The following is a 23,131-nucleotide window of genomic DNA, read 5'->3' on the forward strand; positions in this document are numbered from 1 at the left end:
ATGCCGGGGAGCAAGGCGGCGCGCACTCGGGGTTTCACCCTGATTGAGATGCTGCTGGCGATAGCCATTTTTGCGCTGCTGGGATTGGCGGCCAATGCTGTACTCGGCACAGTGCTGAAAAACGATGAAGTGACTCAGGATTTCAGTGCCCGGCTGCGTTACCTGCAGCAGGGCTTCGGTGCCATTGAGCGCGACCTTGGCCAGATGGTGGCGCGTACGCCACGTCTGCTGGAAGGTGGCCGCGGCAGCACAGTGCTGCAAACCGGTACCGATATGCTGGACAGTGAAAGTGAAGCCCTGGTGTTCTTTCGCATTGGCTGGCTCAATCCCGATGGCAAGTTGCCCCGTGGCAGTGTGCAGTCGGTGGCCTATGTGGTCATAGAGGGTAAGCTGGAGCGCTGGTATTACCCTTATCCGGAGCCCGAGTTCGGCGCCGAGCCAGTGAAGGATGTGCTGTTTGATAAGGTACTTGGAGTCGAATATGCCTTCTTCGTGGGCGACAAGTGGGAGCGCAAGATAGACGCCACTGCTTTGCCCGCTGCTATCGCGATGGAAATCGAGTTGGAAGGCTTTGGCAAAATTCAGCGCAAGTTCCTGTTGCCCAAGGGCGCTGCCGCCAAGTCTGATGATGAGTCCGGGAAAGATGATGACTCCGGCAACGGCAACGGTAACGGAACCGGAAACGGCTCGGGCAATGGTTCGGGTAATGGCACAGGCAACGGCTCGGGTAACGGTTCGGGCAACGGCGAAGAGAAAGAAGATGAGAACGGCCGGAGCGGGGGGGAATACTGATGCGTAAGCAAAGAGGTGTTGCCCTTATCGTGGTGCTGCTTATCGTCGCTATTGTTGCCGTGATTGCCAGTAACGTGACTGCCCGCAACCAGATCAGCATGCGTCGTACACTCAATCTGGCGCAGTATGATCAGGGCTATTGGTATGCTCTGTCGGCGGAGGAACTGGCACGTAAGGTCTTGAAACAGGATCTGGACGACAGCGAAGGCAAGGTACACCTGCAACAGTACTGGGCGCTGGCCAATGTGGTGTTTCCGGTCGAAGGTGGTGAAATAGCAGGTAAAATCAGCGATATGCGTGCCTGCTTTAATATCAATGCGCTGTCGGTGGCCTCAAAGGATGTTGAAAACGGGCAGCCGCAGCTGCCTTTGGCGGCCAGACAATTCAAGGCGCTGCTGGTGGCGCTGGGGATGGATGATTTTGGCGCCGAGCGCCTGACCCACACCCTGAAGGATTATCTGGATGAAGATACCATCACCAGCCCCTTTGGTGCCGAGGATGCCGAATATGAGTCCCGCCCCGTGCCTTACCGGGCGGCCAACACCCTGATGAATCACAAGAGTGAACTCAGGGCAGTGATTGGTTTTACCGAAGATGTGTACCGCAAGCTGTCGCCCTATGTGTGTGCCATTCCCGGCAATGACCGCCAGCTGCTGAACATCAACACCCTCAAGGTGGAACAGGCGGCCATTTTGGTGGGTATGCTGGATGGGCAAGTCAGCGTGGGTGAGGCCGAGAGCCTTATCAATCAGCGGCCATCCGACGGCTTCGATAACATTGACGATTTTTGGCAGCTGACCAGTGCCAAAGCCGACGACAAGATTAAATCCAGCATAGTGCTGGACAGCAAGTTCTTCCTGTTGGAAGCGGCGTCCAAACTGGATGACAGGGTGTTCCGGCTCGACAGCGTGCTGGCCCGCACCGGTGGCAACCAGATGGACACCCTGACCCGCCAGTACGGCGGTCAGCAGTAAAAAAGAATAACAATACAGCCTCCCTGTGGAGGCCGGAGAATGACAGTGAGTGAAAGGCTATTTATCCGACTGGGCGCCAAGGCTCAGGACAGCTGTGCCTGGCTGATTTGGTCAGAGCAGGAGCAGGAGATCATTGCCTCGGGAGAACTGCCCGGGGCAGATTCCCTCGCCACCCTGACCGAGCGAGCGGGCAACAGGCCCGTGGATATTCTGGTGCCCGCCTCCAGCATGACCCTGACCGAAATTCACCTGCCCGAAAAAGGTCAGCGGCAGGCGCTCAAGGCCTTGCCCTTTATGCTGGAAGAGAACCTCGCGGACGATGTAGATGATATGCACTTTGTGGTGGGTGGCCGTGAAGGCGAGCGTTTGGCGGTGGCAGCAGTGGCCCACGAGCAGATGCAAACCTGGCTTGGCTGGCTGCAGGAAGCTGGACTCAAGGCCCGCAAACTGGTTCCTGATTGCCTGGCGTTGCCGCTGGATAGCTGTGAATGGGCCGCCATGCTGATGGGGCAGGAGCTATTGGTGCGCACCGGTAAAGGTACGGGTCACAACCTGCCTCAGGACTGGCTGCCTGTGGCCTTGCCTATGCTGCTGGATAAGCAGGACATAGCGCCCACAGTGGCCACTTACAACGACATCAATCTGCCCGGCGCCGAAGTTAAGCTGCAAACGCTGGATCTGCCGATGCTGGTGTTGGCCCGTGGCATTCTGCATGCGCCGATGAACCTGCTGACCGGGGTGTACAAGCCCAAGCGTGAACTCAGTAAGCATTTGCTGCAGTGGAAGAGCGCCGCCATTGTGGTGGCCGTGGCACTGCTGCTGGCGCTGGTGGACAAGGGCCTGACCATCTATCAGGTGGGCCAGCAGGCCGATAGCCTCAAGGCAGAGAGTGAAGCCATTTATCGTCAGGTGATGCCGGGCTCTAACCGTATTGTGAACCTGCGCTCACAGCTCGACAGCGAGCTTAAGAAGCTCTCCGGCAGTGGCAGCGGCACGGAATTCTTTGTCATGCTGCAAAGCCTGAAAACCTCTTTCGCGGCGGTGCCTGAACTTAAGCCCAACAGCCTGAGATTCGACAGCGCCCGCAATGAAATCCGTATGCAGGTCAGTGCGACTAACTACGCCCAAATCGAGAAGTTCAAAGAACTGGTGGCCAAGGATTTTGAGCTGGATGCCGGCGCCATGAACTCGAGCGATGAAGCCGTGACCAGTACCCTGACCCTGAGGAGCCGCTAACATGGAAAAGCTGAAAGCCTGGTGGGAAAGTCTGGCCACCCGTGAACAGCAGATTGTGGCCGTTGGCGGCGTGATGTTGCTGATTGCCGTGTTCTATTGGGGCATTTGGACCCCCATCGCCAATGCCGAAGCCGACGCCGTTAATCGCCTCAAGGCGCAGCAGCAAACGCTGGCTTATGTCAAAGAAACCGCCAATAAGCTTGCAGGCCTGCGCCAAAATGGCAGCCGCCCGACCATGCAGGGCAGTATCACCAATGTGGTTAACCAGACCGCCGGTCGTTATGGTCTTACCATCACCCGGATGCAGCCACAGGGCAATAAGATCCAGCTGTGGATGGACGATGTGCCCTTCGATGCGTTGCTGGGTTACCTTGGCGATTTGGTGCAGCAAAAAGGCTTATCGCTTGAGCTGCTGGATGTGGGCGAAACCGATACGCCCGGCATGGTAAAGGTTCGTCGTATTCAATTGGCCCAATAAGGGCAAAGGGTTAACCGCGTGTTGAAGAAGATTTTAATTGGCATCCTGCTGTATCTGGTGTTCCTGATAGCCTTGCTGCCCGCCTCTGTGGTGGTGGCGCTCGCTCCCATGCCAAAAGGCGTGAATGTGGGTGGCGTCAGCGGCACAGTGTGGCAGGGGCAGGCGCAAACGATACAGATTAACGAGCGTCAGCTCGAGCAGGTGCGTTGGGATATACAGGCGCTCAAGTTGCTGACCGGCGCTGTGGTGGCCGATGTGCAGGTAGGCGGTCGCAGCTCTGCGCTGCAAATGAAAGGCGAACTGGGCTGGTCTCTCTCAGGTGCCCGGGTTGCCAATCTGAAGCTCGACACTGGCCACGGCTTTTTGCTGGGTAACACCAAGCTGCCGTTTGGTGCCAAGGTGGAAGGGGATGTGAGCCTGATGTTGGCGGAATTCCAGCAGGGTAAGCCCTGGTGCGATGCCTTAAGCGGCAAGCTGTTTCTCCAATACGCCAATCTTAAAAACCAATTCGGTGAGTATCCCCTTGGCAATATTGAGCTGAACCTGAGTTGTGAAGCGGGCCAGGTGCAACTGGTTGCCATGGAAGATAAAAACCAGCTGGGGCTTGCTGGCACTGTGGTGCTGGCCGATGAAGGCAAACTGGTGGTACAGGCCAAAATCCGCGAAACCGATTTTCAAACCGCTGACATGAAAAAGGCCCTGGCCTTCCTTGGCCGCAAAGATGCCGAAGGATACTACCCTATCGTCTGGCAGGGGCGGGTTCCAGGGGTTTGAGCAAACAATAAAAAAGGCGCCTAAGGCGCCTTTTTTTACTAACTTCGACGTTGCAACTCATTGAGTAGCAGGCGGTAGTCGTGGATCGCCGGAAAGTCGTGGAACACTTTATTGGGCTGCTGGCTGTCGGGATTGCTGATCCCGAGCTGAAAGCCTATCCCGGCGGCCTTGGCGGCATTCAGAATGGTTTCACTGTCGTCGATAAAGAGGCAGCGCTTGGGGTTAAGCTCGAAGCGGGCAAATACGGCTTGCCAGAACAGCGGCGACTCCTTGGGATAGCCTGTCTGATGGCTGGAGAGGATATCGTCCAGGCCATTGGCAAGCTCTGTGTGTTCGAGCTTCAGCGCCAGGCTGTTTGGGTGCGCGTTGGTGAGCAAAATACGGCGCTTGCCGGCATCGGCTAAGGCCTGCAGGAAGGGCATGCTGTCTTGTCTTAGTTTGATTCTGTCTACCAGGGTGCGGTGCAGCGCCATAATATCCAGCCCGAGGCGTGACTCCCAGTAATCGAGGCAATACCACTCGAGGGTGCCGGCGACACTGTCGTAGGCTTCACGTACCAGTTCTTTTGCTGCTTCGTTACTGATGCCACGGGTGCGGCTTAAGGTGCCGGGCACCAGCGACAGCCAGAAGTGGTTGTCGAAATGCAGGTCGAGCAGGGTGCCGTCCATGTCCAGCAAGACGGTGTCGATTGCGTCCCAGGGAAACATACGAAAATTCCATTGGTAGAATAAATGCGGGATAGTAAGATTGTATCTCAAGAAGATTCAGGGATTTCAACTATCAGGGGCGAGCATGGCTGAGCGGCGCCAAAAGCCGGAGATTCTGCATACCGAGACGGTCGCCAAGAGCCGACTGTTTCAGATTGAGCAGGTACATCTGCGTTTTTCCAATCAGGTTGAGCGATTTTACGAGCGCATGAAGGGCTCGAATCGCGGCGCTGTGATGGTTGTGCCCGTGCTGGGTGATAAGCTGCTGTTGGCGCGGGAATATGCCGCCGGTACCGACAACTACGAGCTGGGCTTTCCAAAAGGCCTGGTTGACCCAGGCGAAGCCCCCATCGATGCTGCCAATCGCGAATTGCAGGAAGAAATCGGTTTCGGGGCCCATAAGCTTACCTTGCTGAAAGAACTCAGCCTGGCGCCCGGTTATTTCTCCAGTAAGATGCAGATTTTTCTCGCTCAGGACCTGTATGAGAGCCGTCTGGAAGGCGATGAGCCCGAGCCGATTGAAGTTGTGCCCTGGCCGCTGGAAAAGTGGCAGGAGCTGCTCGAATTGAGTGATTTCTCTGAATCCCGTAGCGTCAGTGCTTTGTTTTTGACGCAGAAGCATCTAAACCTTAAATAGACGTGTCCCGGGCCAGTACAGGCTGAGCCCCAATCTGGAGTGGTTATGAAGCCAGAGCAGCTTGTCGATGAAGCAATTGCCATTGCGACCCGTGCCGGAAACCGGATCCGCGAGATCTACCTGGCCGGGGATTTTGAGCGGGTGGTGAAATCTGACAATACCCCGGTTACCTCGGCGGATTTGGCCGCCAACCAGATTATCCTCGACGGCCTGAAGGCGCTTACTCCCCATATCCCCATTCTTTCTGAAGAAGCGGCCGATATTCCCTTGTCAGAACGAGCCGACTGGCCCTGCTATTGGCTGGTTGACCCGCTCGATGGCACCGGCGAGTTTATTGCCGGTAGCGGCGATTTTTCGGTAATTATTGCACTGGTTGAGCACAACCGTCCTGTGATGGGCGTGGTCTATGTGCCTATGACCGGCGTTTGCTATTACGCGGTGGCGGGGCTTGGCGCCTACAAGCGCAGCGGCGGCATGGAAGTGCGCATTACCAGTCGGCAAATCGATGGCGCATCTGAGCCGTCACTCAGGCTGGCGGTGAGCCGTCGGCAGGATCCCCAATCGGTACTGAAACTCTTTCATCAACCACGCCACTGTGAACTGGTGGTGATGGGCGGCGCTGCGCTCAAGAGTTGTCTGGTGGCCGAGGGCAGGGCGGATTGCTATGTGCGGGTCGGCCCCACCGGCGAGTGGGATACCGGCGCGGCGCAGATCATTATCGAAGAAGCCGGTGGCCAGCTGATGGATATCGAGCTGCAACCCCTGAGTTACAACGAACGCGATACTTTCGAAAATCCCAACTTCATCGTAGTTGGCTCGCCCAATCTCGAATGGGACAAGATCCTCATCGGTGAATAACATTTTGCAAATCAAACCCCTCGATGCCAGCAACTGGCAGCTTGCCCATGGCGTTGAGCAGGCCTGTTTTGGCGACCACTGCTACCCTGATTTCTTTTTCCGCCAAGCCATCGATGCCTGGCCAACCGGTCTGGTGGGCGCCTTCGTCGATGATAAGCTGATTGGTTACGTGCTGTGTACCCCAGGGCAAGAACGGGACACCGGCTGGATCCTTTCGGTAGCAGTGCTTGCCAGTCAGCGTGGCGTTGGCGCCGGTAAGGCCTTGATGCAGCATTGTCTTCAGCAAGGTTACCGCCAGTTAAAGCTGACGGTGGCACCGGATAACCCGGCACTTGGTTTGTATCAAAAACTGGGGTTTAGCGAGACAGCCCTTGAGCACGACTATTTCGGCCCGGGCGAGCACAGGTTGCTGATGTGCTGGCATGGTACCTGAGTAAGCAACTCGAAACGGTACAGTGGCGAGCGAGTGTAGTTTAAGATCAGCAAGGCGCCGGGTCAGCGATGCTCAGGCGAGCCAAACTCAGGTCACTCATCTTCAGGTCACTTACACGCAGCCCACTCAGGTCACTCACACGCAGCCTACTCAGGCTAATCACACTTGGCGTTCCTGAAACCTGAGTAAACTCGTACACAGGGAACTTCAGGCCCGCAACCTTAACCCTTCCTTCTTTTCTGAATGCTTGCTTAATGAACGGCGTTTTTAATTATTGTGAACATTGTTTTTTATTTTGTACCCTGTTAGCTTGAAGCTAATTTAAGCAGTGGCCCGGAGCGGCAATGGCACGACGACAAGACCACAGTCACGATGAAATCCGCCTTATGGCCATCGAAGCCGTAGATGCGCTGTTACAGCAAGAGCCTCTATCGGCGCTCAGCCTGCGACGGGTGGCGGCATCCATAGGTTATGCTCCCAGCACCCTTATTAAGGTGTTCGGCAATTTTCATTACTTGCTGCTTGCCGTGGCGGCAAGGCAACTGGCACTGCTGGAGGCGAGTTTTGCGACTGCCACAAAGACACTTGCGCCAGCTGACGCGCTTAGCGCCATGGTGAGCGCTTACGGTGAGCTTGCCGAGGCCAGCCAAAGTTTGTTTTCGCTTATCTTTGAGCTGAGGATGCCCGATGAGGCACCCTTGCCCGAGGCGCACTCGGCACTGATTGAGCGTGTGCTGTCCCACCCCGAGGCCTGCGTGTCGGCGTTGTTTCCGTCGTTATCAGCAGAGCTTGCCCGCAGCCAAACCCGGCTGCTGTGGGCGGCAATACATGGCTTAGTCATCTTGTCGCTGCAGGATAAGTTGTTTCTTGCCAATCAATCTCTTTCAAAACTGCTCATTGTTCAGCTTGAGAATCAAATCAATGCCATTGAGGCATTAACCAATCACCACAGGGAGGTGAACCCATGATCCTGAGCCGCCGCTTTTTGCCCTACTTTTTGACTCAGTGTCTGGGGGCCCTCAACGACAACATATACAAGAATGTACTGTTGCTTTTGGTGGCTTACAGCCAGGTCGACAAACTGCCCATGGATCCCAACCTGTTTGTGAACCTGGCCGCCGGGGTATTTATTTTGCCGTTTTTCCTGTTTTCGGCCCATGCGGGCGGGGTTGCCGACAACATGGATAAGGCAAAGCTTATCCGCCGTTTGAAGCTGCTTGAGCTGGTGATTATGTCCTGTGCGGCGGTGGCCCTGGTGAGCGAGCACTACCTTGCGATGCTGTTACTGCTGTTTTTGACCGGCAGTCAGTCGGCCTACTTTGGCCCGGTAAAGTACTCTTTGCTGCCGCAGGCGCTGAAAGAAGACGAGTTGGTCAGCGGAAACGCCTGGGTCGAAATGGGTACCTTCTTATCGATTCTGGTGGGCACCCTCAGCGCCGGGCTGCTGGTGGCCAATGACGGGGCCACCTGGTTTGCTGCCATAACGGTTGCCGTGCTGGCGCTGGCTGGGTACCTGAGTAGCCGTGCGATCCCGGCCTTGCCGCCTCAGGGCAAGGTACACAAGGTGCCTTTTGCACCTTTGTCGGGTACCTGGCGCAGCATTCGCCGGGTAAGGCGTACTCCTTCCATCTGGATGGCAATTCTGGCCATCAGCTGGTTCTGGTTCCTCGGGGCCACCTATCTGACTCAGTTTCCTAACTTTGCCCGCGAGCATCTTCATGGTGATGCCACTGTGGTTTCTGTGTTGCTGGCACTGTTTTCTGTGGGCATTGCGGCGGGCTCCTTTCTGTGCGAACGCCTGTCCTTTGGCCGGGTAGAGTTGGGTGTACTGCCCTTCGGCGTAGCCGGTCTTACTCTGTTTGGGGTGGACATGCTGTTTGCCCTGCCGGGTATTGCGGCGCCAGCTTCCCTGTATGGCGCGGCTGAATTTGTGCAGCTGACACAGCACTGGCGCTTGATGTTCGACCTCTTTATGGTGGGCATCAGCGGTGGCCTCTTTATCGTGCCCCTGTATGCCTTCATTCAAACCCGGGCCGCCAAAGGCGAGTGTGCCCGCGCCATTGCTGCCAATAACATAGTCAATTCATTGTTTATGGTGGTATCGGCACTGCTGTCTATGTTGCTGCTTGGAGTGGTGGGAATGGGGATCCCCGAACTCTTCCTGCTGCTGGCGCTGATGAATGCCGTGGTGGCCTGGTATGTATACCGTCAGGTGCCTGAGTTTGCTCAGCGTTTTGCCAGTTATCTGCTGAGCCATTTGTTGTACCGGGTGAGCATTAAGGGGCGGGAGTTTATTCCCAAAGAAGGCGCGGCGCTGCTGGTGTCCAACCATGTGAGCTATGTCGATGCCTTGTTGCTGCTTGGCGCTTCCACCCGTCCGGTGCGTTTTGTGATGGACAAGAGCATCAGCGAAATGCCGCTGCTCAAATATCTGTTCCGCCACGCCGGAGTTATCCCCATCTGTTCACCCAAAAAGTGCGAGGCGACCTACAACGCTGCCTTTGAGCGTATCGACGAGGCGTTGATGGATGGGGAGCTGGTGTGTATTTTCCCTGAGGGCAGGTTGTCGCCTGACGGCAATCTCGGTGAATTCAGGCCCGGGGTTGAGACAATCCTCGCCCGGCGTCCAGTGCCCGTGGTACCCATGGCGCTGAAAGGTTTGTGGGGTTCATTCTTCAGTCACAAGGACGGCCATGCACTGACCACCCGCCCCAAACGTTTCTGGTCCAGGGTCGAGATTAAGATTGCCCCTGCTGTTGATGGCGCAGCAACCGACCGTCATGCACTGCAGGCCAAGGTGGCCGAATTGCTTGATAAGCCGGAATGACCGGCAGTGCGCCTTAGGCTAAGCCTCACAGTAAGGGGTTATTCCTGTTTGCCGCGGCCAATACCATGCCAATAGCTGGGCCAGTTTGCTTCTTCGGCGATGTTGTTGATGAAAGCAGCTATCGCGACCAGAGCAACACTGCCCAGCAGCACAGGAGTGATGAGAAAATCCCAGCCGACCGCCGCTTTACCTGCGAGGATTATCACCAGCGGATTGGCTCCTGCTGGTGGGTGCACAACACGAAACAGCTGCATCATCATGATGGAGAGCCCCACCGCCAGTGCCATGACCGGCACTGAGTCACCCAAAATATAAAGCGCTGCCAGCCCTATGCTGGCGGCGAGCAAGTGGCCACCAATCACATTCCGTGGTTGAGCGAGCGGTGAGCCTGATGCTGCGAACAGAAGCACGCAGGTGGCACCAAAGGGTGCCATCAGCCATGGCGCACTGGTGGTGTGGCCAATACCCCCCAATAGCAAGATGCCAAAAAATCCGCCGGCCAGGCCTTTAATCAATTGCTTTGTTGTTGCCTTGGCGGGGAGTGGGCCGCCGCCCCTAAGTTGTTTCATCGCGTTTTCCTTGTGCAAGAAGATTCAGCGTGAAGCTGGTGTGTACAGATCTGTACTTTTAAAAATAATACAGATCTGTACACTTGGTGCAACGGAAAATTTTAGATGGCGGAATTGTCAGGCCGATGAGTAAAAGAGAGCAGATCCTAGATGTAGCCGAGCGGTTGTTTAATGAGTTTGGTTATACCGCCGTGGGGGTTGACCTTATTCGTGACACTGCGCAGGTGTCCAAAACCTCAATGTACCGACACTTTGGCTCAAAAAATCAATTGATTGAGGCCGTGTTGGAGCGTCGTCACCAACGCTGGGAGGCATCGTTAAATGCCGCGCTGGAGGTGGCTGGCAGCACAGGGCAGCCAGAGTTATCCAGGCTGGATGCGATACTCGATTGGCATTTTGACTGGTTCAAACAACCCGATTTCAAAGGCTGTATGTTTATGCACGCGCTCGCGGAGTTTAAACAGGTAGATGAGGCGATATCGGCCAAGGCGATACACCACAAAGCCTGGCTGAGATCCCTGCTGAAGGAGGCGCTGGGTTCTGCTGCGAAAGACCAAGAGTTTCGGGTTGAGAGTCTGATGACCCTGATAGAGGGGATGATTGTCAGAATGGAATTTGGTGAGTTTAGTGATAGAGAAGTCTATCGCCGCGCGGCGCATCTGTTACTCCAAGCCTGATGACGTTACCCGGAGATCCTGCTGCGCAGTAACTATTCCGCCATGTTGGCGTCATCCCTATTTGCTCCCCCAAACAGTGCGAAACGACCTATAACACCGCCTTTGAGCGCATCGATTAGACGCTGATGGATTGCGAGCTGGTGTGTATTTTCCCGGAGGGCAGGTTGTCGCCTGACGGCAATCTCGGTGAATTCAGACCCGAGGTTGAGATTAAAACTGCCCCTGCTGTTGATGGCGCAGCAACCGACGGTCTTGCACTGCAGGCCAAGGTGACTGAATTGCTTTTTTAACATCCTTAACAAAAGTTGTTGGAAACTTAAACAAATGCTCTAATAGCGCGGTAAAATAATAAGACTGGAGTGTGCTATGAAAAAGGAATTAACGTTAAGTATTTTAATGTTGGCACTGGTCGCCTGTGGTGGTGGGAGTGATGGTGGAACTGATAGCGGAGGCAATTCCAATGGCTCCCCGTCTGTGCCCAGTACACCAAAACTCAAGCTCAGCACAATTACCGCCGCACAGCAATGCGGACTGGAAGAAGCGCGTGCCGGCGTAACCGTAATCGCCCATCGTAATGATGGCACTATTCTTTCGCAAACAACATCTGATACCAGCGGATTGGTCGAGATTGAATGGCCAACAGAGGCCAAACATCTCACTGTTGGTGATATCTCCGATTACTCTGACGAAATGACTTTGTACACCGATATGAATCTGCCGGCTGGAGATGCGGGTAAGTATTGGTTTTATGAAAGCTATATGGATGACCAGTGTAACTGTAAGACTGTCTACCTGGACTATGCTGGAATACAACAGGCTTATCCCGCGTATGATATTTACGTCAATGGCTTCCGGGTTCGCTCAACCAGTAATGTCTGGAATGAGCAGCTGTGTGAGGGTGGACGTCAAACGCTTCGGGTGACTCTTGCTCCCCAGATAGCGGGTAACCCGGCGTTTGCTCTTAAAAAAGCATTCAGTGAGCTGACTGATGAGCAGTACATAATACTGGAAGCAAGTAGTTTCAGCAGTGCCGATAATCAGTCAGAGCTGGTTACAGTGACCAGCAATCTGACCAATCCAAGACACTATGGCAGTGCCTTGGTCGATGGCACTCTGCGTGGACAGGGTTACTGGGCTGCACCTGACGCGCATTTTTTTCCAGCATTGTTTGACCGGCAACAGTTGACTGTATCTGAGAGCGAGCTGCTGGAAGAAACCGCAGAAGCGAGTTTGTATTACGGTAAGGGCCGCAGAATAGCCGTATCAGACTTTACTTCATCTCTGGATGTGAATGTCCCCCACAATCAGCAACTGGTGCTCAGTGAGTTTTATCGGATGCTGGAAGGGATGAACAACGCGACATCGGTAAACTATGACTTCTCTTCTTTCAGTGAAGGCAAGCAGGCGATGAATATATCACTCGTCGAATTTCTGGTGGTTAGTTGGAATGTGACCGGACCTTTATCTGGCACTCTGCCTGATTTTAAAATCCCTGACGCTTTTCAAGCCAAGCTGGATTCGCTGGATAAAGCAGACCTGTTTTTCAGGCTCTCTGGTTATGAGCCCGATTGGAGCTATGCGGACTACACCAAGGCAATCGTGGAGCTACAAAAAGCGCAAACCTTCCCTGTCAATCTAGATGATTACATCTATGAAACCATCACTATAAGAGCCAAATAATCCACGGCAACTTGAAAGCCCTTGGCAGAGGGCTTTCGGTTGGTCCGGTTAGGCTCGTGGACCTGCAAAGTCGGAAAGCTCGTTGTTGATTGGATTGCTGGTCTGAATTGAGGTATTTCGCAGTCAACACTGTCGAGCAACGGTAGTTGAAGCATTCATATAACTGCTCTGCTGGCGCAAAAAAATAAAACAGGAGTGCGCTATGAAAAAGGAATTAACGTTAAGTCTTCTGATGTTGGCACTGGCCGCTTGCGGTGGTGGGGGAGAGGGTGAGTCACAAGGAAGTTCAGGTGGTAATTCTGGGGTAACCCCTCCGGCACCAAGGCTTTCAGGGGATTTTGTCAGACAAAGTACAAAGTGTGATGTGAGGTCTCCGGATACCGCTGCGAAGGTGGTATTGCATAAAAAAGATGGTTCTGTATTGGCCGTTCATCAACCTGACGCACAAGGTCATATAGATATCCCCTTACCGGCTGATGCGGCCCATGTCAGTTTGGTTCGGACATTTTTTGATTCCTGGCTTTATATCAGTACCAGTCTCGAATACAAAGGTGGGGATCTGGGTATTAACGTGAGTTATGATGATGCCTTGGATGATAGCTGTGAATGCAAATCTGTCAGGGTTAATCCAACTCAGCTTGCCGACGCTTTTCCAGAACATCAGATATTCTTAGACTCAAAGCACTATCTGGATAATACCCCCCTTATTGAAGAGAGTGTTTATAGCTTCTGTAAAGCACCGGATGCACAATACCCCAGCGTAGATTTATGGCTTCATCCAACGGTACCGAATGATACGGCCTACGGCGCCTTATTGGATGTTAACCTGTTAGACGACGTGTTGGATTTAACCGAAGAGTTAGTCTCGGGAGAAGACAAGTTAGGGGTAGAAGTGAATCTGACCGCATCTACTGGATACTTTGATGGGGCAAGTGCTTACGGGGTGACTCGGGACGGGCGCCGCCACTATATGTCTACCCCCGGTGCTTTGTACTTATTTCCCGGCATTCATACCCACAACTTTGTTCAGGGCAGCCACTTAGAATTTTTAGAACGTAGCGCCGAGGCAGACGTTGTATATTATAGTGCAAATCGTTTAAGAGTGGCAGATGCGAGTCAGCCACAGATATTGGCACTCGACGATAATTCCCAGCAATTGCTGGCTGTAATTCAATCCTTCTTGCAGGGGGTTGAAAGTGAGTCGGCCGTTACTTATGACCTGAGTAATATAGGTAATTCCCGTTCTGCCTTCGTGGTTGATTTTTCAGGGCATAACATGTCCTGGACTATCAATGCTCCCGTAACAGGCACTTTTCCGGATTTAACCTTGCCAGAAGACATCTTGGCTAAAATCGACGCCAGTGAACCCTATGGTGTAATGTTTGAAAGTTTTGGTTACGGGCAGTCTGGCGGAGTAGATGAGCTTCGAAGACAGTGGGCCTTGCAGAGCCGGAGCGGAACCTTACTCACGCCAACCTTTTTTGAAAACTATACCTCTGAAATAATCGATGTTTCAATAAAGTAAAACTCAATAAAGCCCTCATTCGAGGGCTTTATATTTGGGCTTAGAGGCTGCTGAGGTAGTCGTGCATTTCGGCATGGGTGCCGGTGAAACGCACCCGGGCGGCCTTTTTACCCAGTTGATAGTGATACATGGGGTCGTAGTAGCTTTCCAGCAGCAGTGAAATCCAGGCGAGGTGGCCGCTGGTGTCATTGCGGCTTTGCTGGGTTGCCAAAGCCTGCTGCATCAGCTCGGTCACTTCGCTGTGCAGCTTACCGCCGAGGCGCTTGTAAATGCCCTTAAGGCTGCCAAGCAGGAACTCGGTAAAGGCCGCAAACCCAGCTTCTTCACCCAGACGTTCAACATAGCCGCTGTGCATCTTGTGCACATAGTCATCCAGCAGCCGCGGCAGGCGCTCTTCGAGGGTGGCGGTCAGCACCAGTACCGGCGCCTGCTGCATCTGCTCGAAGAATACGTTGGGAATGGCATTACGGCCGATGAGGAAGCTTTCATCCTCCAGCAGCAGCCTGGCCTGTTCTTGTTCCTGATGGCGCATCAGTTCGATGGCAAGGCGGTTTTCGAAGTCTATCTGACTCGGCTGACCTTCGTGTTGACGGCCAAAGCTTGAGCCCCTGTGATTGGCGATGCCTTCAAGGTCCACCGATTCGCCTCGCAGGCGGACAAAGTCGGTTTTACCGCTGCCGGTGATGCCGCTCAAGATCAGCATCTCGCGCTTACCCGGCGCCGCTTCTATCTCATCAATCAGGAATTGGCGCATGGCCTTGTAGCCGCCCTCGATAAAGGGAATATCGAGCCCGGCTTCTTTGAGCCAGTTTTGAGTAATGCGCGACCGTAAGCCACCGCGGAAGCAATAGAGATACCCCTGCGGGTGCGCCTCAAAAAATGCTTTCCAAGCCTCAATGCGGCTGGCTTTAACCTTGCCACCAACCAGCTGGTGGCCAAGCTCGATTGCTGCGTCCTGACCACGCTCCTTGTAGCAAGTGCCTACTTTTTGCCGCTCACTGTCGGTCATCAGCGGCAGATTCACCGCGTTGGGAAAGGCACCCTTGTTAAACTCGATGGGCGCGCGCACATCCATGATGGGATGCCCGCTCAAAAAGATGTCCCGGTAGTGGCTGGCGGGGATGATATTTGTGCTCATGCCAAACCGCCGGATTTAAGCAGCAGCTTGCCGGGACCAGCCTTCAGCTCGCCTATGCACACAGGTGCTATGCCCTGGCTGCTGAGTAGTTCGCACAATGCGGCTTCCGCCTCTTGGCTCACCGCTACCAGCAGACCACCACTGGTTTGTGGGTCGCACAGCAGCGCCTTTTCACGCTCGGTCACTGTTGGCAGGTGTTCGCCGTAGCTGTCGAAGTTTCTATGGGTGCCGCCGGGGATGCAGCCCAGATTCAGGTAATGTTCGGCGCGCTCGAGCAGCGGCACCGCATCGAGGTTCAGTTCAGCATCCACACTGGCGCCCTGACACATTTCCAGCAGGTGTCCGGCCAGGCCGAAACCGGTCACGTCGGTCATGGCACTCACGCCGGGCAGTACGGCGATATCGGCACCGATTTTATTGAGGGTGCACATGGCTTCAGGGGCTATGTGGGCATCGGCCTCTGCCAGCTTTTTCTGCTTCTGCGCCGTGGTAAGAATACCAATACCTATGGGCTTGGTGAGGTACAGCTTGTCACCGGCTTTGGCGGTATTGTTTTGCTTCAGGCGCTCGAGTGGCAACTGACCGGTAACGGCCAGGCCAAAAATAGGTTCGGGCGCGTCGATACTGTGACCACCGGCCAGCATAATGCCGGCATCCATACAAGCCTGGCGGCCGCCATCCACTACCTGCTGAGCCACTTCGGCGGGCAGGGTGTTTACTGGCCAGCCCAGAATGGCAATCGCCATAATCGGGGTGCCGCCCATGGCATAGATATCGCTGATGGCGTTGGTGGCGGCGATGCGGCCAAAGGTGAAAGGGTCATCTACGATCGGCATAAAAAAGTCGGTGGTGCTGATAATGCCAGTGGTGTCATTCAGTTTATAAACGGCGGCGTCATCCCGGCTGGCGTTGCCGACCAGCAGATTGGGGTCGACAAAGCTTGGCAGCTGCGACTCCAGAATTGTGCCCAGCACCTTGGGGGAAATTTTACAGCCGCAACCGGCGCCGTGGCTGTATTCGGTCAGTTTGATGGGGTGAGTATCGCGAGATGACATACTTCGATTGCCTGCCTGAAAGGGATGGCAAACATGATAAACGGATACGGCCTCCATGCAAGGAGGCCGTATGTTTTCTTTGCGCCGCGCGGGCAGGATTAGCGGCAGGTGGCGGTCAGGCTGTTCCAGCTTTGCTGCTGCAATTTAAGCCGCGACTTGAGCTCGGCTACTTTGGGCAGCATGTCTTTCACACACAGGTGTGAGCGACGGGCATCCAATAGCTCCTTTTTGGCCTGGTAGTATGCCAGCAGTTGCTGCTTGAGGCGTTCATATTCCTGTTGCAGGGTTTCCAGCAGTTCGTCGGCGTCCTTACGCCCGGCGATACGGTTCTGGCTGCGCTTGAGCTGCATTTGCAGTTTGGCACTTTCAATACGCTCTTCCGACACCTTACGCAGGTCAGTGGCCAGACCGAACCAGGAGAGACCTTTGATAAGCCACTTGGTTGGATCGTAGTCCCACCAGTGGATACCGTTGCGATAGTCGTTTTCAAAGATATGGTGGAAGTTGTGGTAACCCTCACCGTAGGTCAGAAACGCCAGCACCGGGTTGTCGCGGGCGGTATTTTTATCGGTGTAAGGCTGCGAGCCCCAAATGTGGGCCAGCGAGTTGATAAAGAAAGTGCAGTGGTGCACAACGACCAGACGGGCAAGGCCGGCGAGCAGCAGCATTGACCACACGTCACCATTGATCCAGCCAAGCAGCGCTGGCAGGCCGATATTCATCAGTACTGTGAGTGCCAGATAATGCTTGTGTTGCCACATCACAATGGGGTCGTTCTGCAGATCCCGCACGTTGTTGTAATCGTGGTATCTGTGGGCCTGATACTCACGCAGCATCCAGCCGATATGGCTGTACCAGAAACCCATGTTCGCTGAATAAGGGTCTTTGTCGTTGTTGTCCACATGTTTGTGATGCACCCGATGGTCGGAAGACCAGTGCAGGGCACTGTTTTGTAGCGCCAGTGCGCCGCCAAGGGCATAAAAGAAACGTACTACGGCGTTTGCCTTGTAGGTCTTGTGGGACCAGAGCCTGTGGTAGCCCGCGGTAATCGACAAACCGCTGTAAAAGGCCAGCACCACAAAGGCTGTCCATTCGGCGCCATCAAAGCCGTGGGTGATCCCCCGCCAGGGAACAAGTGTTATTGCTGTGCCAAAGGTTAAAACAAACAGAGAGAGGTTGAGCCAGATGATGGGAGGTTTATTCATTATAGTGTCCAAAAATCGCTTTTAGCGTACATCTGTAAGCTAATTTAGTCGAGGGGCTTCACAAGGTCAAGAAAGGCGGGGCTGTGTTTTCAGGGCAAAAGCGTTATTATCCAGTGAATCAGTAAGATGAACGGATTAAGCCATGGGGATCAGAGCACAGCAGAAAGAGAAGACCCGTCGCGCCTTGGTAGATGCGGCCTTCAATCAGCTCAGTGCCGAGCGCAGTTTTTCCAGTTTGAGCCTCAGGGAAGTGGCCCGAGAAGCCAATATAGCTCCAACCTCTTTTTATCGTCATTTCAAAGACATGAACGAGCTTGGCCTGACCATGGTGGACGAAGGTGGTTTAACCCTGCGTCAGATGATGCGCAAAGGTCGTCAGCGCGCCGAAGCGGGTGGCAGTGTGATCCGTATTTCGGTTGATACCTTTATGGAAGTGCTGGACTCCAACCCCAACGTATTTCGCATTCTGTTGCATGAACGCTCAGGTACTTCGGCGCCGTTTCGTGCCGCCGTTGCCCGCGAGATTGAACACTTTATTTCAGAGCTGGCGCACTACACCGAAGAAAAGGCCCGTCGTCGGCCTGAACTTGCCCGTGCCCAGGCCGAAGCCATGGTAACTCTTGTATTTAACGCCGGAGCCGCGGCGCTGGATATGAAGAAGTCGGAGCGTAAGGTACTGGCCGACCAGCTGGTGTTGCAGCTGCGGATGGTCGCCAAGGGCGCCGAGGTGTTGCAGCACAAGGCTGAAAACAAATAAGCCTTGATGCAATGAAAAACGGAGCCCAGTGGCTCCGTTTTTGTTTTCCGCGGCGTTGCGAAAAGGCTTTGTCGTCAGGTGTTGCAGTCAGGCCTTGGCCGCAGCTTGGGTATTCTTGCTTATGCCTGGCGGCGCTTTAGCATCACACCGGCTTCGGTGTGGTGGGTATAAGGGAACTGATCAAACAGCGCAAAACGGACTATGTCGTGGGTTTCACTGAGTACCTTGAGGTTATCGTTCAGGGTCTCTGGGTTACAGGAGATATAGAGAATATTCTCATAGCCCTGCACCAGCTTCACCGTGCCCTCATCCAGGCCAGCCCGCGGTGGGTCAACAAAGATGGTGTTGCACTGGTAACTGTTGAGGTCAATATCACCCAGGCGGTTGAAGCGTTTTTCGCCTTTCATTGCCTCGGTAAAGTCTTCTGCCGACATGCGGATAATGTCGAGATTTTTCACGCCATTGATTTGAATGTTGTACTGGGCAGCTTCAACCGAGGGTTTGGCGAGTTCGGTGGCAAGCACCTTGCCGAAGTTCTCGGCCAGAGCAATGGAGAAGTTGCCGTTACCACAGTACAGCTCCAACAAATCGCCTTGGCTACCTTTGGTAGCATCGATGGCCCACTCCAGCATCTTCACGGCCACACCGGCGTTGGGCTGGGTGAAGCTGTTTTCAACCTGCTTGTAGTGCAGTGGTTTGCCGTTCACATTGAGGGTTTCCACCACAAAGTCGCGGTCGAGGCAAAACTTCTGCTTGCGGGCACGGCCGATGATATCCACCTTGAAATGGTTTGAGAGTCTGGCTTTCAACTCGCGGGCTTCGGCAAGCCACAGGTCATCGAGCTGACGATGGTAAAGCAGGCTCACCAGGATTTCGCCGCTTAAGGTAGACAGGAAGTCGACCTGGAACAGCTTATGACGCAGCGCCCGATTCGGTCTCAGTTCCTCCATCAGTGCCAGCATCATCTGGTTGATGAGTTCACTTGCCGGTAAAAACTGGTCGGTACGAACCTTTTCTTTGGCTACATTGTCGAACATGCAGTAAAACAGGTCATCACCATCGTGCCAGACCCGGAACTCGCTGCGCATGCGGTAGTTAGCAGGAGTCGAGGCAAACACCTCCAACGCCGGCGGATTATAGTGGGCAAACGCCTCGGTCAGAGCATGGCTCTTTTGTTCGAGCTGCTGCTCGTAGGCTTGGGGATCCATGACTTGTGGGTTCATCTGCTTTCTCGTCCGGCGTTAAAAAGGGCGCAAATTTTACCCCAGCGAGAGGGGATGTCCAGTTTTCTGGCTTTGCCCTTTATTTTAGGCTGTGGGAAAATTCGCGGGCATTCATCTTCTATCGGAGCCTCAGTTGCAAGGTCCAATTCTGGTTTTTGATTCGGGTATCGGTGGTTTATCGGTGCTGAACGAAATTCGTCGTACGTTGCCGGCGCGGGACTATTGCTACCTGTTCGATAACGCCCGCCTGCCATACGGCGAGTTGAAAGAGGATGAACTCATCAGCGGTTGTGTGGCGTTGGTGGCGGAGGCCGCTGCGCAAATCAAGGCATCGCTGGTGGTCATTGCCTGCAATACTGCCAGTACCCTGGTGTTGCCTGCATTAAGGGCGGCACTGGCTATTCCGGTTGTGGGAGTAGTGCCAGCCATCAAGCCCGCCGCTCAGTCCAGTCAAAGTGGGATCATTGGGTTGATTGCCACGCCGGGCACGGTTCGACGAAGCTACACTCACGATCTGGTGGCAAAGTTCGCCAGCCATTGTCAGGTACATATGTTTGGCAGTTCAGAGCTGGTGGTCATGGCAGAAGCTAAAATGGCCGGTCAGCCGGTGAATATGACCGACCTTAGCCAGATACTGGCCCCGGTGCGTGAAGCACAGGTCGATGTATTGGTGCTGGGATGTACCCACTTTCCGCTGCTTGCGGCTGAGTTTTCCCAGGTGCTGGGCGACGGAGTCATGCTGCTCGATTCAGGTAAAGCCATCGCCAGCCGAGTTGCTCATTTGCTTGCAGGTCAGGGCGAGCACGAATGCCAAAGCCCAAATAGCATGAAGGCGTGGTATACCACGCCTTCGATATCCGGCGGCTTAAGCGCCAGTTTACATTCATACGGCTTTACCGAAGTGCGCCGCTTTAAAAGCTAATCAAAACGCAGAATTGCCCTGAAGACCCAAGGCAATTCAATCAATCGTCGGATTTCTCCGATTCATTGTCCTGATTTTTCGCTTCTCTCACCTTCAGGGTACGTTCCTGGAAGGTGTAGTCATTTAATTTAGTCATGGCCTTTTGCGCGCCTGACTCGGCCATTTCCACAAAGCCAAAACCTTTGCGACGACCCGTCTTGCGATCCCTGACCAAACGAACCGAATTAACCGGACCATACTCAGCAAATAAAGCCTTCACTTCGCCTTCGTGTACACGATAAGGCAGATTGCCAACATACAGGGTCATGGTTGGACCCTTATATTCAGTTTCGGTAGTGCCTGAAGGAGTACCAGAAGCCGGAACCACGGCAATAACACCCACAGCCAGAATCGCGCCCAGAATAAAAGCTAAATAGGCAGGCAAGGTGGGCAGAAACTGGAATATCACCAAGGCGCCAACGGCGGCAGCGACCAGCGCAATAAGAAATGATTTCTGCATATGCAAATTCACTCTGATGAAAATAAGGAAATGATAAAGAACTGTTAACAGCAGGTATATAGTAATGAATTATTTGGAATTAAACCAGATCGCTGTCGAAAAAATGAACGTTGGTTTAATGCTTCCTAAATCAGCTAAATATGCCCTTGAGTGCTATCTGTACAGCAAAGGTCAATAAGTGGCGGTAATTCATCCTTATTGTCTGAATTAAAGGCAGTCAGAATAAAAGCGCGGTAAAAGAGCTTGTGCTTGCCGTCAGCCTCCCTATAATGCCGCCTCGTTCGCTGCGGATGACGACAGTCAAACAGCGCAAACGACGGCCTTAACAAAAATTAGGCAGTCGACCGAAAGAGCTAAAAAAGCACTTGACGTCAAAACGGGATGGCGTAGAATACGCAGCCCTGACCAGATGAAAGTCGGTCACGTTCTTTAAAAATTTATCAAGCAATCTGTGTGGATACTCGCAGGTTGATGAAGTCGACAAAACGATTTTATCAATGAAAGAGTTTTCATGCAGAAGCATGACAGCAGAAATTCATTGAGACCAAAACTTTAATTGAAGAGTTTGATCATGGCTCAGATTGAACGCTGGCGGCAGGCCTAACACATGCAAGTCGAGCGGCAGCGGGAAGATAGCTTGCTATCTTCGCCGGCGAGCGGCGGACGGGTGAGTAATACCTGGGGATCTGCCCAATCGAGGGGGATAACAGTTGGAAACGACTGCTAATACCGCATACGCCCTACGGGGGAAAGGAGGGGACCTTCGGGCCTTCCGCGATTGGATGAACCCAGGCGGGATTAGCTAGTAGGTGAGGTAATGGCTCACCTAGGCGACGATCCCTAGCTGTTCTGAGAGGATGGACAGCCACACTGGAACTGAGACACGGTCCAGACTCCTACGGGAGGCAGCAGTGGGGAATATTGGACAATGGGGGAAACCCTGATCCAGCCATGCCGCGTGTGTGAAGAAGGCCTTCGGGTTGTAAAGCACTTTCAGTGGGGAGGAAAGGTTGATGGTTAATACCTATCAGCTGTGACGTTACCCACAGAAGAAGCACCGGCTAACTCCGTGCCAGCAGCCGCGGTAATACGGAGGGTGCAAGCGTTAATCGGAATTACTGGGCGTAAAGCGTGCGCAGGCGGTCTGTTAAGCGAGATGTGAAAGCCCCGGGCTCAACCTGGGAACTGCATTTCGAACTGGCAGACTAGAGTCTTGTAGAGGGGGGTAGAATTCCAGGTGTAGCGGTGAAATGCGTAGAGATCTGGAGGAATACCGGTGGCGAAGGCGGCCCCCTGGACAAAGACTGACGCTCAGGCACGAAAGCGTGGGGAGCAAACAGGATTAGATACCCTGGTAGTCCACGCCGTAAACGATGTCTACTCGGAGTTTGGTGTCTTGAACACTGGGCTCTCAAGCTAACGCATTAAGTAGACCGCCTGGGGAGTACGGCCGCAAGGTTAAAACTCAAATGAATTGACGGGGGCCCGCACAAGCGGTGGAGCATGTGGTTTAATTCGATGCAACGCGAAGAACCTTACCTACTCTTGACATCCAGAGAACTTTCCAGAGATGGATTGGTGCCTTCGGGAACTCTGAGACAGGTGCTGCATGGCTGTCGTCAGCTCGTGTTGTGAAATGTTGGGTTAAGTCCCGCAACGAGCGCAACCCTTATCCTTACTTGCCAGCGGGTAATGCCGGGAACTTTAGGGAGACTGCCGGTGATAAACCGGAGGAAGGTGGGGACGACGTCAAGTCATCATGGCCCTTACGAGTAGGGCTACACACGTGCTACAATGGTCGGTACAGAGGGTTGCGAAGCCGCGAGGTGGAGCTAATCTCATAAAGCCGGTCGTAGTCCGGATTGGAGTCTGCAACTCGACTCCATGAAGTCGGAATCGCTAGTAATCGTGGATCAGAATGCCACGGTGAATACGTTCCCGGGCCTTGTACACACCGCCCGTCACACCATGGGAGTGGGCTGCACCAGAAGTAGATAGCTTAACCTTCGGGAGGGCGTTTACCACGGTGTGGTTCATGACTGGGGTGAAGTCGTAACAAGGTAGCCCTAGGGGAACCTGGGGCTGGATCACCTCCTTACCTAAGCGACACATTATCCTGCTGAGTGTTCACACAGATTGCTTGATAGAAGATAAAGAGACAAATG

At 53.9% G+C, this 23,131-nt stretch carries 22 protein-coding genes, 1 rRNA gene and 1 pseudogene; 17 read left to right on the plus strand and 7 right to left on the minus strand.

Annotated features, from left to right (window positions below):
• The 5 genes from gspJ to STH12_RS19210 are packed head-to-tail and all read left to right on the plus strand — an operon-like array spanning nucleotide 1 to nucleotide 4,254.
• A complete protein-coding gene (gene gspJ / locus STH12_RS19190; RefSeq protein WP_126169048.1) occupies nucleotides 1-792 on the plus strand; it encodes a type II secretion system minor pseudopilin GspJ in 792 nt (263 codons plus the stop codon).
• Nucleotides 792-1,766, plus strand: a complete 975-nt coding sequence (gene gspK / locus STH12_RS19195; RefSeq protein WP_126169049.1) for a type II secretion system minor pseudopilin GspK — start codon at nucleotides 792-794, stop codon at nucleotides 1,764-1,766. Before gspJ ends, gspK begins: the two co-directional genes overlap by 1 nt.
• 45 nt (nucleotides 1,767-1,811) lie before the next feature.
• Nucleotides 1,812-3,002, plus strand: a complete 1,191-nt coding sequence (gene gspL / locus STH12_RS19200) for a type II secretion system protein GspL (RefSeq protein ID WP_164551317.1) — start codon at nucleotides 1,812-1,814, stop codon at nucleotides 3,000-3,002.
• 1 nt (nucleotide 3,003) lies between these two features.
• Complete coding sequence (locus STH12_RS19205) at nucleotides 3,004-3,480, plus strand: type II secretion system protein M (RefSeq protein ID WP_126169051.1); 477 nt, start codon at nucleotides 3,004-3,006, stop codon at nucleotides 3,478-3,480.
• Nucleotides 3,481-3,498: 18 nt separating this feature from the next.
• Entirely contained in the window at nucleotides 3,499-4,254 is a 756-nt protein-coding gene (locus STH12_RS19210) for a type II secretion system protein N (protein ID WP_126169052.1), read from the plus strand.
• 38 nt (nucleotides 4,255-4,292) lie between these two features.
• Here the strand turns inward: STH12_RS19210 and yrfG are convergent, their stop codons facing one another.
• Entirely contained in the window at nucleotides 4,293-4,961 is a 669-nt protein-coding gene (gene yrfG, locus STH12_RS19215; RefSeq protein ID WP_126169053.1) for a GMP/IMP nucleotidase, read from the minus strand.
• A gap of 85 nt (nucleotides 4,962-5,046) precedes the next feature.
• Between yrfG and nudE the strand changes: the two genes are divergently transcribed.
• The 5 genes from nudE to STH12_RS19240 all read left to right on the plus strand — a co-directional run bounded on the left by nudE (nucleotide 5,047) and on the right by STH12_RS19240 (nucleotide 9,716).
• Nucleotides 5,047-5,598: an ADP compounds hydrolase NudE gene (nudE, locus tag STH12_RS19220; protein WP_126169054.1), complete on the plus strand. Its 552-nt coding sequence runs from the start codon at nucleotides 5,047-5,049 to the stop codon at nucleotides 5,596-5,598.
• A 45-nt stretch (nucleotides 5,599-5,643) separates the two neighbouring features.
• Nucleotides 5,644-6,456 (plus strand): 3'(2'),5'-bisphosphate nucleotidase CysQ, encoded by an 813-nt coding sequence (gene cysQ / locus STH12_RS19225; RefSeq protein ID WP_126169055.1) that lies wholly within the window; start codon nucleotides 5,644-5,646, stop codon nucleotides 6,454-6,456.
• Complete coding sequence (locus STH12_RS19230) at nucleotides 6,449-6,889, plus strand: GNAT family N-acetyltransferase (RefSeq protein ID WP_237158674.1); 441 nt, start codon at nucleotides 6,449-6,451, stop codon at nucleotides 6,887-6,889. Before cysQ ends, STH12_RS19230 begins: the two co-directional genes overlap by 8 nt.
• Nucleotides 6,890-7,233: 344 nt before the next feature.
• On the plus strand, nucleotides 7,234-7,857 hold the full coding sequence (locus tag STH12_RS19235; RefSeq protein ID WP_126169056.1) for a TetR/AcrR family transcriptional regulator: 624 nt from the start codon (nucleotides 7,234-7,236) through the stop codon (nucleotides 7,855-7,857).
• Entirely contained in the window at nucleotides 7,854-9,716 is a 1,863-nt protein-coding gene (locus STH12_RS19240; RefSeq protein WP_126169057.1) for an MFS transporter, read from the plus strand. Before STH12_RS19235 ends, STH12_RS19240 begins: the two co-directional genes overlap by 4 nt.
• 38 nt (nucleotides 9,717-9,754) lie before the next feature.
• On the opposite strand, the gene STH12_RS19245 is transcribed toward STH12_RS19240, so the two are convergent.
• Entirely contained in the window at nucleotides 9,755-10,285 is a 531-nt protein-coding gene (locus STH12_RS19245) for an HPP family protein (protein WP_126169058.1), read from the minus strand.
• Between the two features lie 86 nt (nucleotides 10,286-10,371).
• On the opposite strand from STH12_RS19245, the gene STH12_RS19250 reads away from it, so the two are divergent.
• The 4 genes and pseudogenes from STH12_RS19250 to STH12_RS19265 all read left to right on the plus strand — a co-directional run bounded on the left by STH12_RS19250 (nucleotide 10,372) and on the right by STH12_RS19265 (nucleotide 14,167).
• Nucleotides 10,372-10,962, plus strand: a complete 591-nt coding sequence (locus STH12_RS19250) for a TetR/AcrR family transcriptional regulator (RefSeq protein ID WP_218567762.1) — start codon at nucleotides 10,372-10,374, stop codon at nucleotides 10,960-10,962.
• Between the two features lie 32 nt (nucleotides 10,963-10,994).
• A pseudogene (locus STH12_RS19255) lies at nucleotides 10,995-11,252 on the plus strand (MFS transporter); the annotation flags it as partial.
• A 76-nt stretch (nucleotides 11,253-11,328) separates the two neighbouring features.
• On the plus strand, nucleotides 11,329-12,642 hold the full coding sequence (locus STH12_RS19260; protein WP_126169059.1) for a hypothetical protein: 1,314 nt from the start codon (nucleotides 11,329-11,331) through the stop codon (nucleotides 12,640-12,642).
• A 202-nt stretch (nucleotides 12,643-12,844) separates the two neighbouring features.
• A complete protein-coding gene (locus STH12_RS19265) occupies nucleotides 12,845-14,167 on the plus strand; it encodes a hypothetical protein (protein WP_126169060.1) in 1,323 nt (440 codons plus the stop codon).
• A gap of 40 nt (nucleotides 14,168-14,207) precedes the next feature.
• Here the strand turns inward: STH12_RS19265 and mnmH are convergent, their stop codons facing one another.
• The 3 genes from mnmH to STH12_RS19280 all read right to left on the minus strand — a co-directional run bounded on the left by mnmH (nucleotide 14,208) and on the right by STH12_RS19280 (nucleotide 17,565).
• Entirely contained in the window at nucleotides 14,208-15,305 is a 1,098-nt protein-coding gene (gene mnmH / locus STH12_RS19270) for a tRNA 2-selenouridine(34) synthase MnmH (RefSeq protein WP_126169061.1), read from the minus strand.
• Nucleotides 15,302-16,360: a selenide, water dikinase SelD gene (gene selD / locus STH12_RS19275; protein ID WP_126169062.1), complete on the minus strand. Its 1,059-nt coding sequence runs from the start codon at nucleotides 16,358-16,360 to the stop codon at nucleotides 15,302-15,304. The genes mnmH and selD overlap by 4 nt, the downstream gene beginning before the upstream one ends.
• A 98-nt stretch (nucleotides 16,361-16,458) precedes the next feature.
• Nucleotides 16,459-17,565 carry a fatty acid desaturase gene (locus tag STH12_RS19280; RefSeq protein ID WP_126169063.1) on the minus strand — a complete coding sequence of 369 codons (1,107 nt, stop codon included), beginning with the start codon at nucleotides 17,563-17,565 and terminating at the stop codon, nucleotides 16,459-16,461.
• A 142-nt stretch (nucleotides 17,566-17,707) separates the two neighbouring features.
• Here STH12_RS19280 and fabR point away from each other — a divergent pair, with 142 nt between their 5' ends.
• Complete coding sequence (gene fabR, locus STH12_RS19285; RefSeq protein WP_126169064.1) at nucleotides 17,708-18,322, plus strand: HTH-type transcriptional repressor FabR; 615 nt, start codon at nucleotides 17,708-17,710, stop codon at nucleotides 18,320-18,322.
• A 119-nt stretch (nucleotides 18,323-18,441) separates the two neighbouring features.
• On the opposite strand, the gene trmA is transcribed toward fabR, so the two are convergent.
• Nucleotides 18,442-19,545 carry a tRNA (uridine(54)-C5)-methyltransferase TrmA gene (gene trmA, locus STH12_RS19290; protein ID WP_126169065.1) on the minus strand — a complete coding sequence of 368 codons (1,104 nt, stop codon included), beginning with the start codon at nucleotides 19,543-19,545 and terminating at the stop codon, nucleotides 18,442-18,444.
• Between the two features lie 133 nt (nucleotides 19,546-19,678).
• On the opposite strand from trmA, the gene murI reads away from it, so the two are divergent.
• Nucleotides 19,679-20,467: a glutamate racemase gene (gene murI, locus STH12_RS19295; RefSeq protein WP_126169066.1), complete on the plus strand. Its 789-nt coding sequence runs from the start codon at nucleotides 19,679-19,681 to the stop codon at nucleotides 20,465-20,467.
• A gap of 40 nt (nucleotides 20,468-20,507) precedes the next feature.
• On the opposite strand, the gene STH12_RS19300 is transcribed toward murI, so the two are convergent.
• Nucleotides 20,508-20,966, minus strand: a complete 459-nt coding sequence (locus STH12_RS19300; protein ID WP_126169067.1) for an RNA recognition motif domain-containing protein — start codon at nucleotides 20,964-20,966, stop codon at nucleotides 20,508-20,510.
• Between the two features lie 553 nt (nucleotides 20,967-21,519).
• Here STH12_RS19300 and STH12_RS19305 point away from each other — a divergent pair.
• Nucleotides 21,520-23,064: ribosomal RNA gene (locus STH12_RS19305) — 16S ribosomal RNA — on the plus strand.
• The last annotated feature ends 67 nt before the right edge of the window (nucleotides 23,065-23,131 follow it).

Source organism: Shewanella khirikhana (assembly GCF_003957745.1).
Classification (GTDB): domain Bacteria; phylum Pseudomonadota; class Gammaproteobacteria; order Enterobacterales; family Shewanellaceae; genus Shewanella; species Shewanella khirikhana.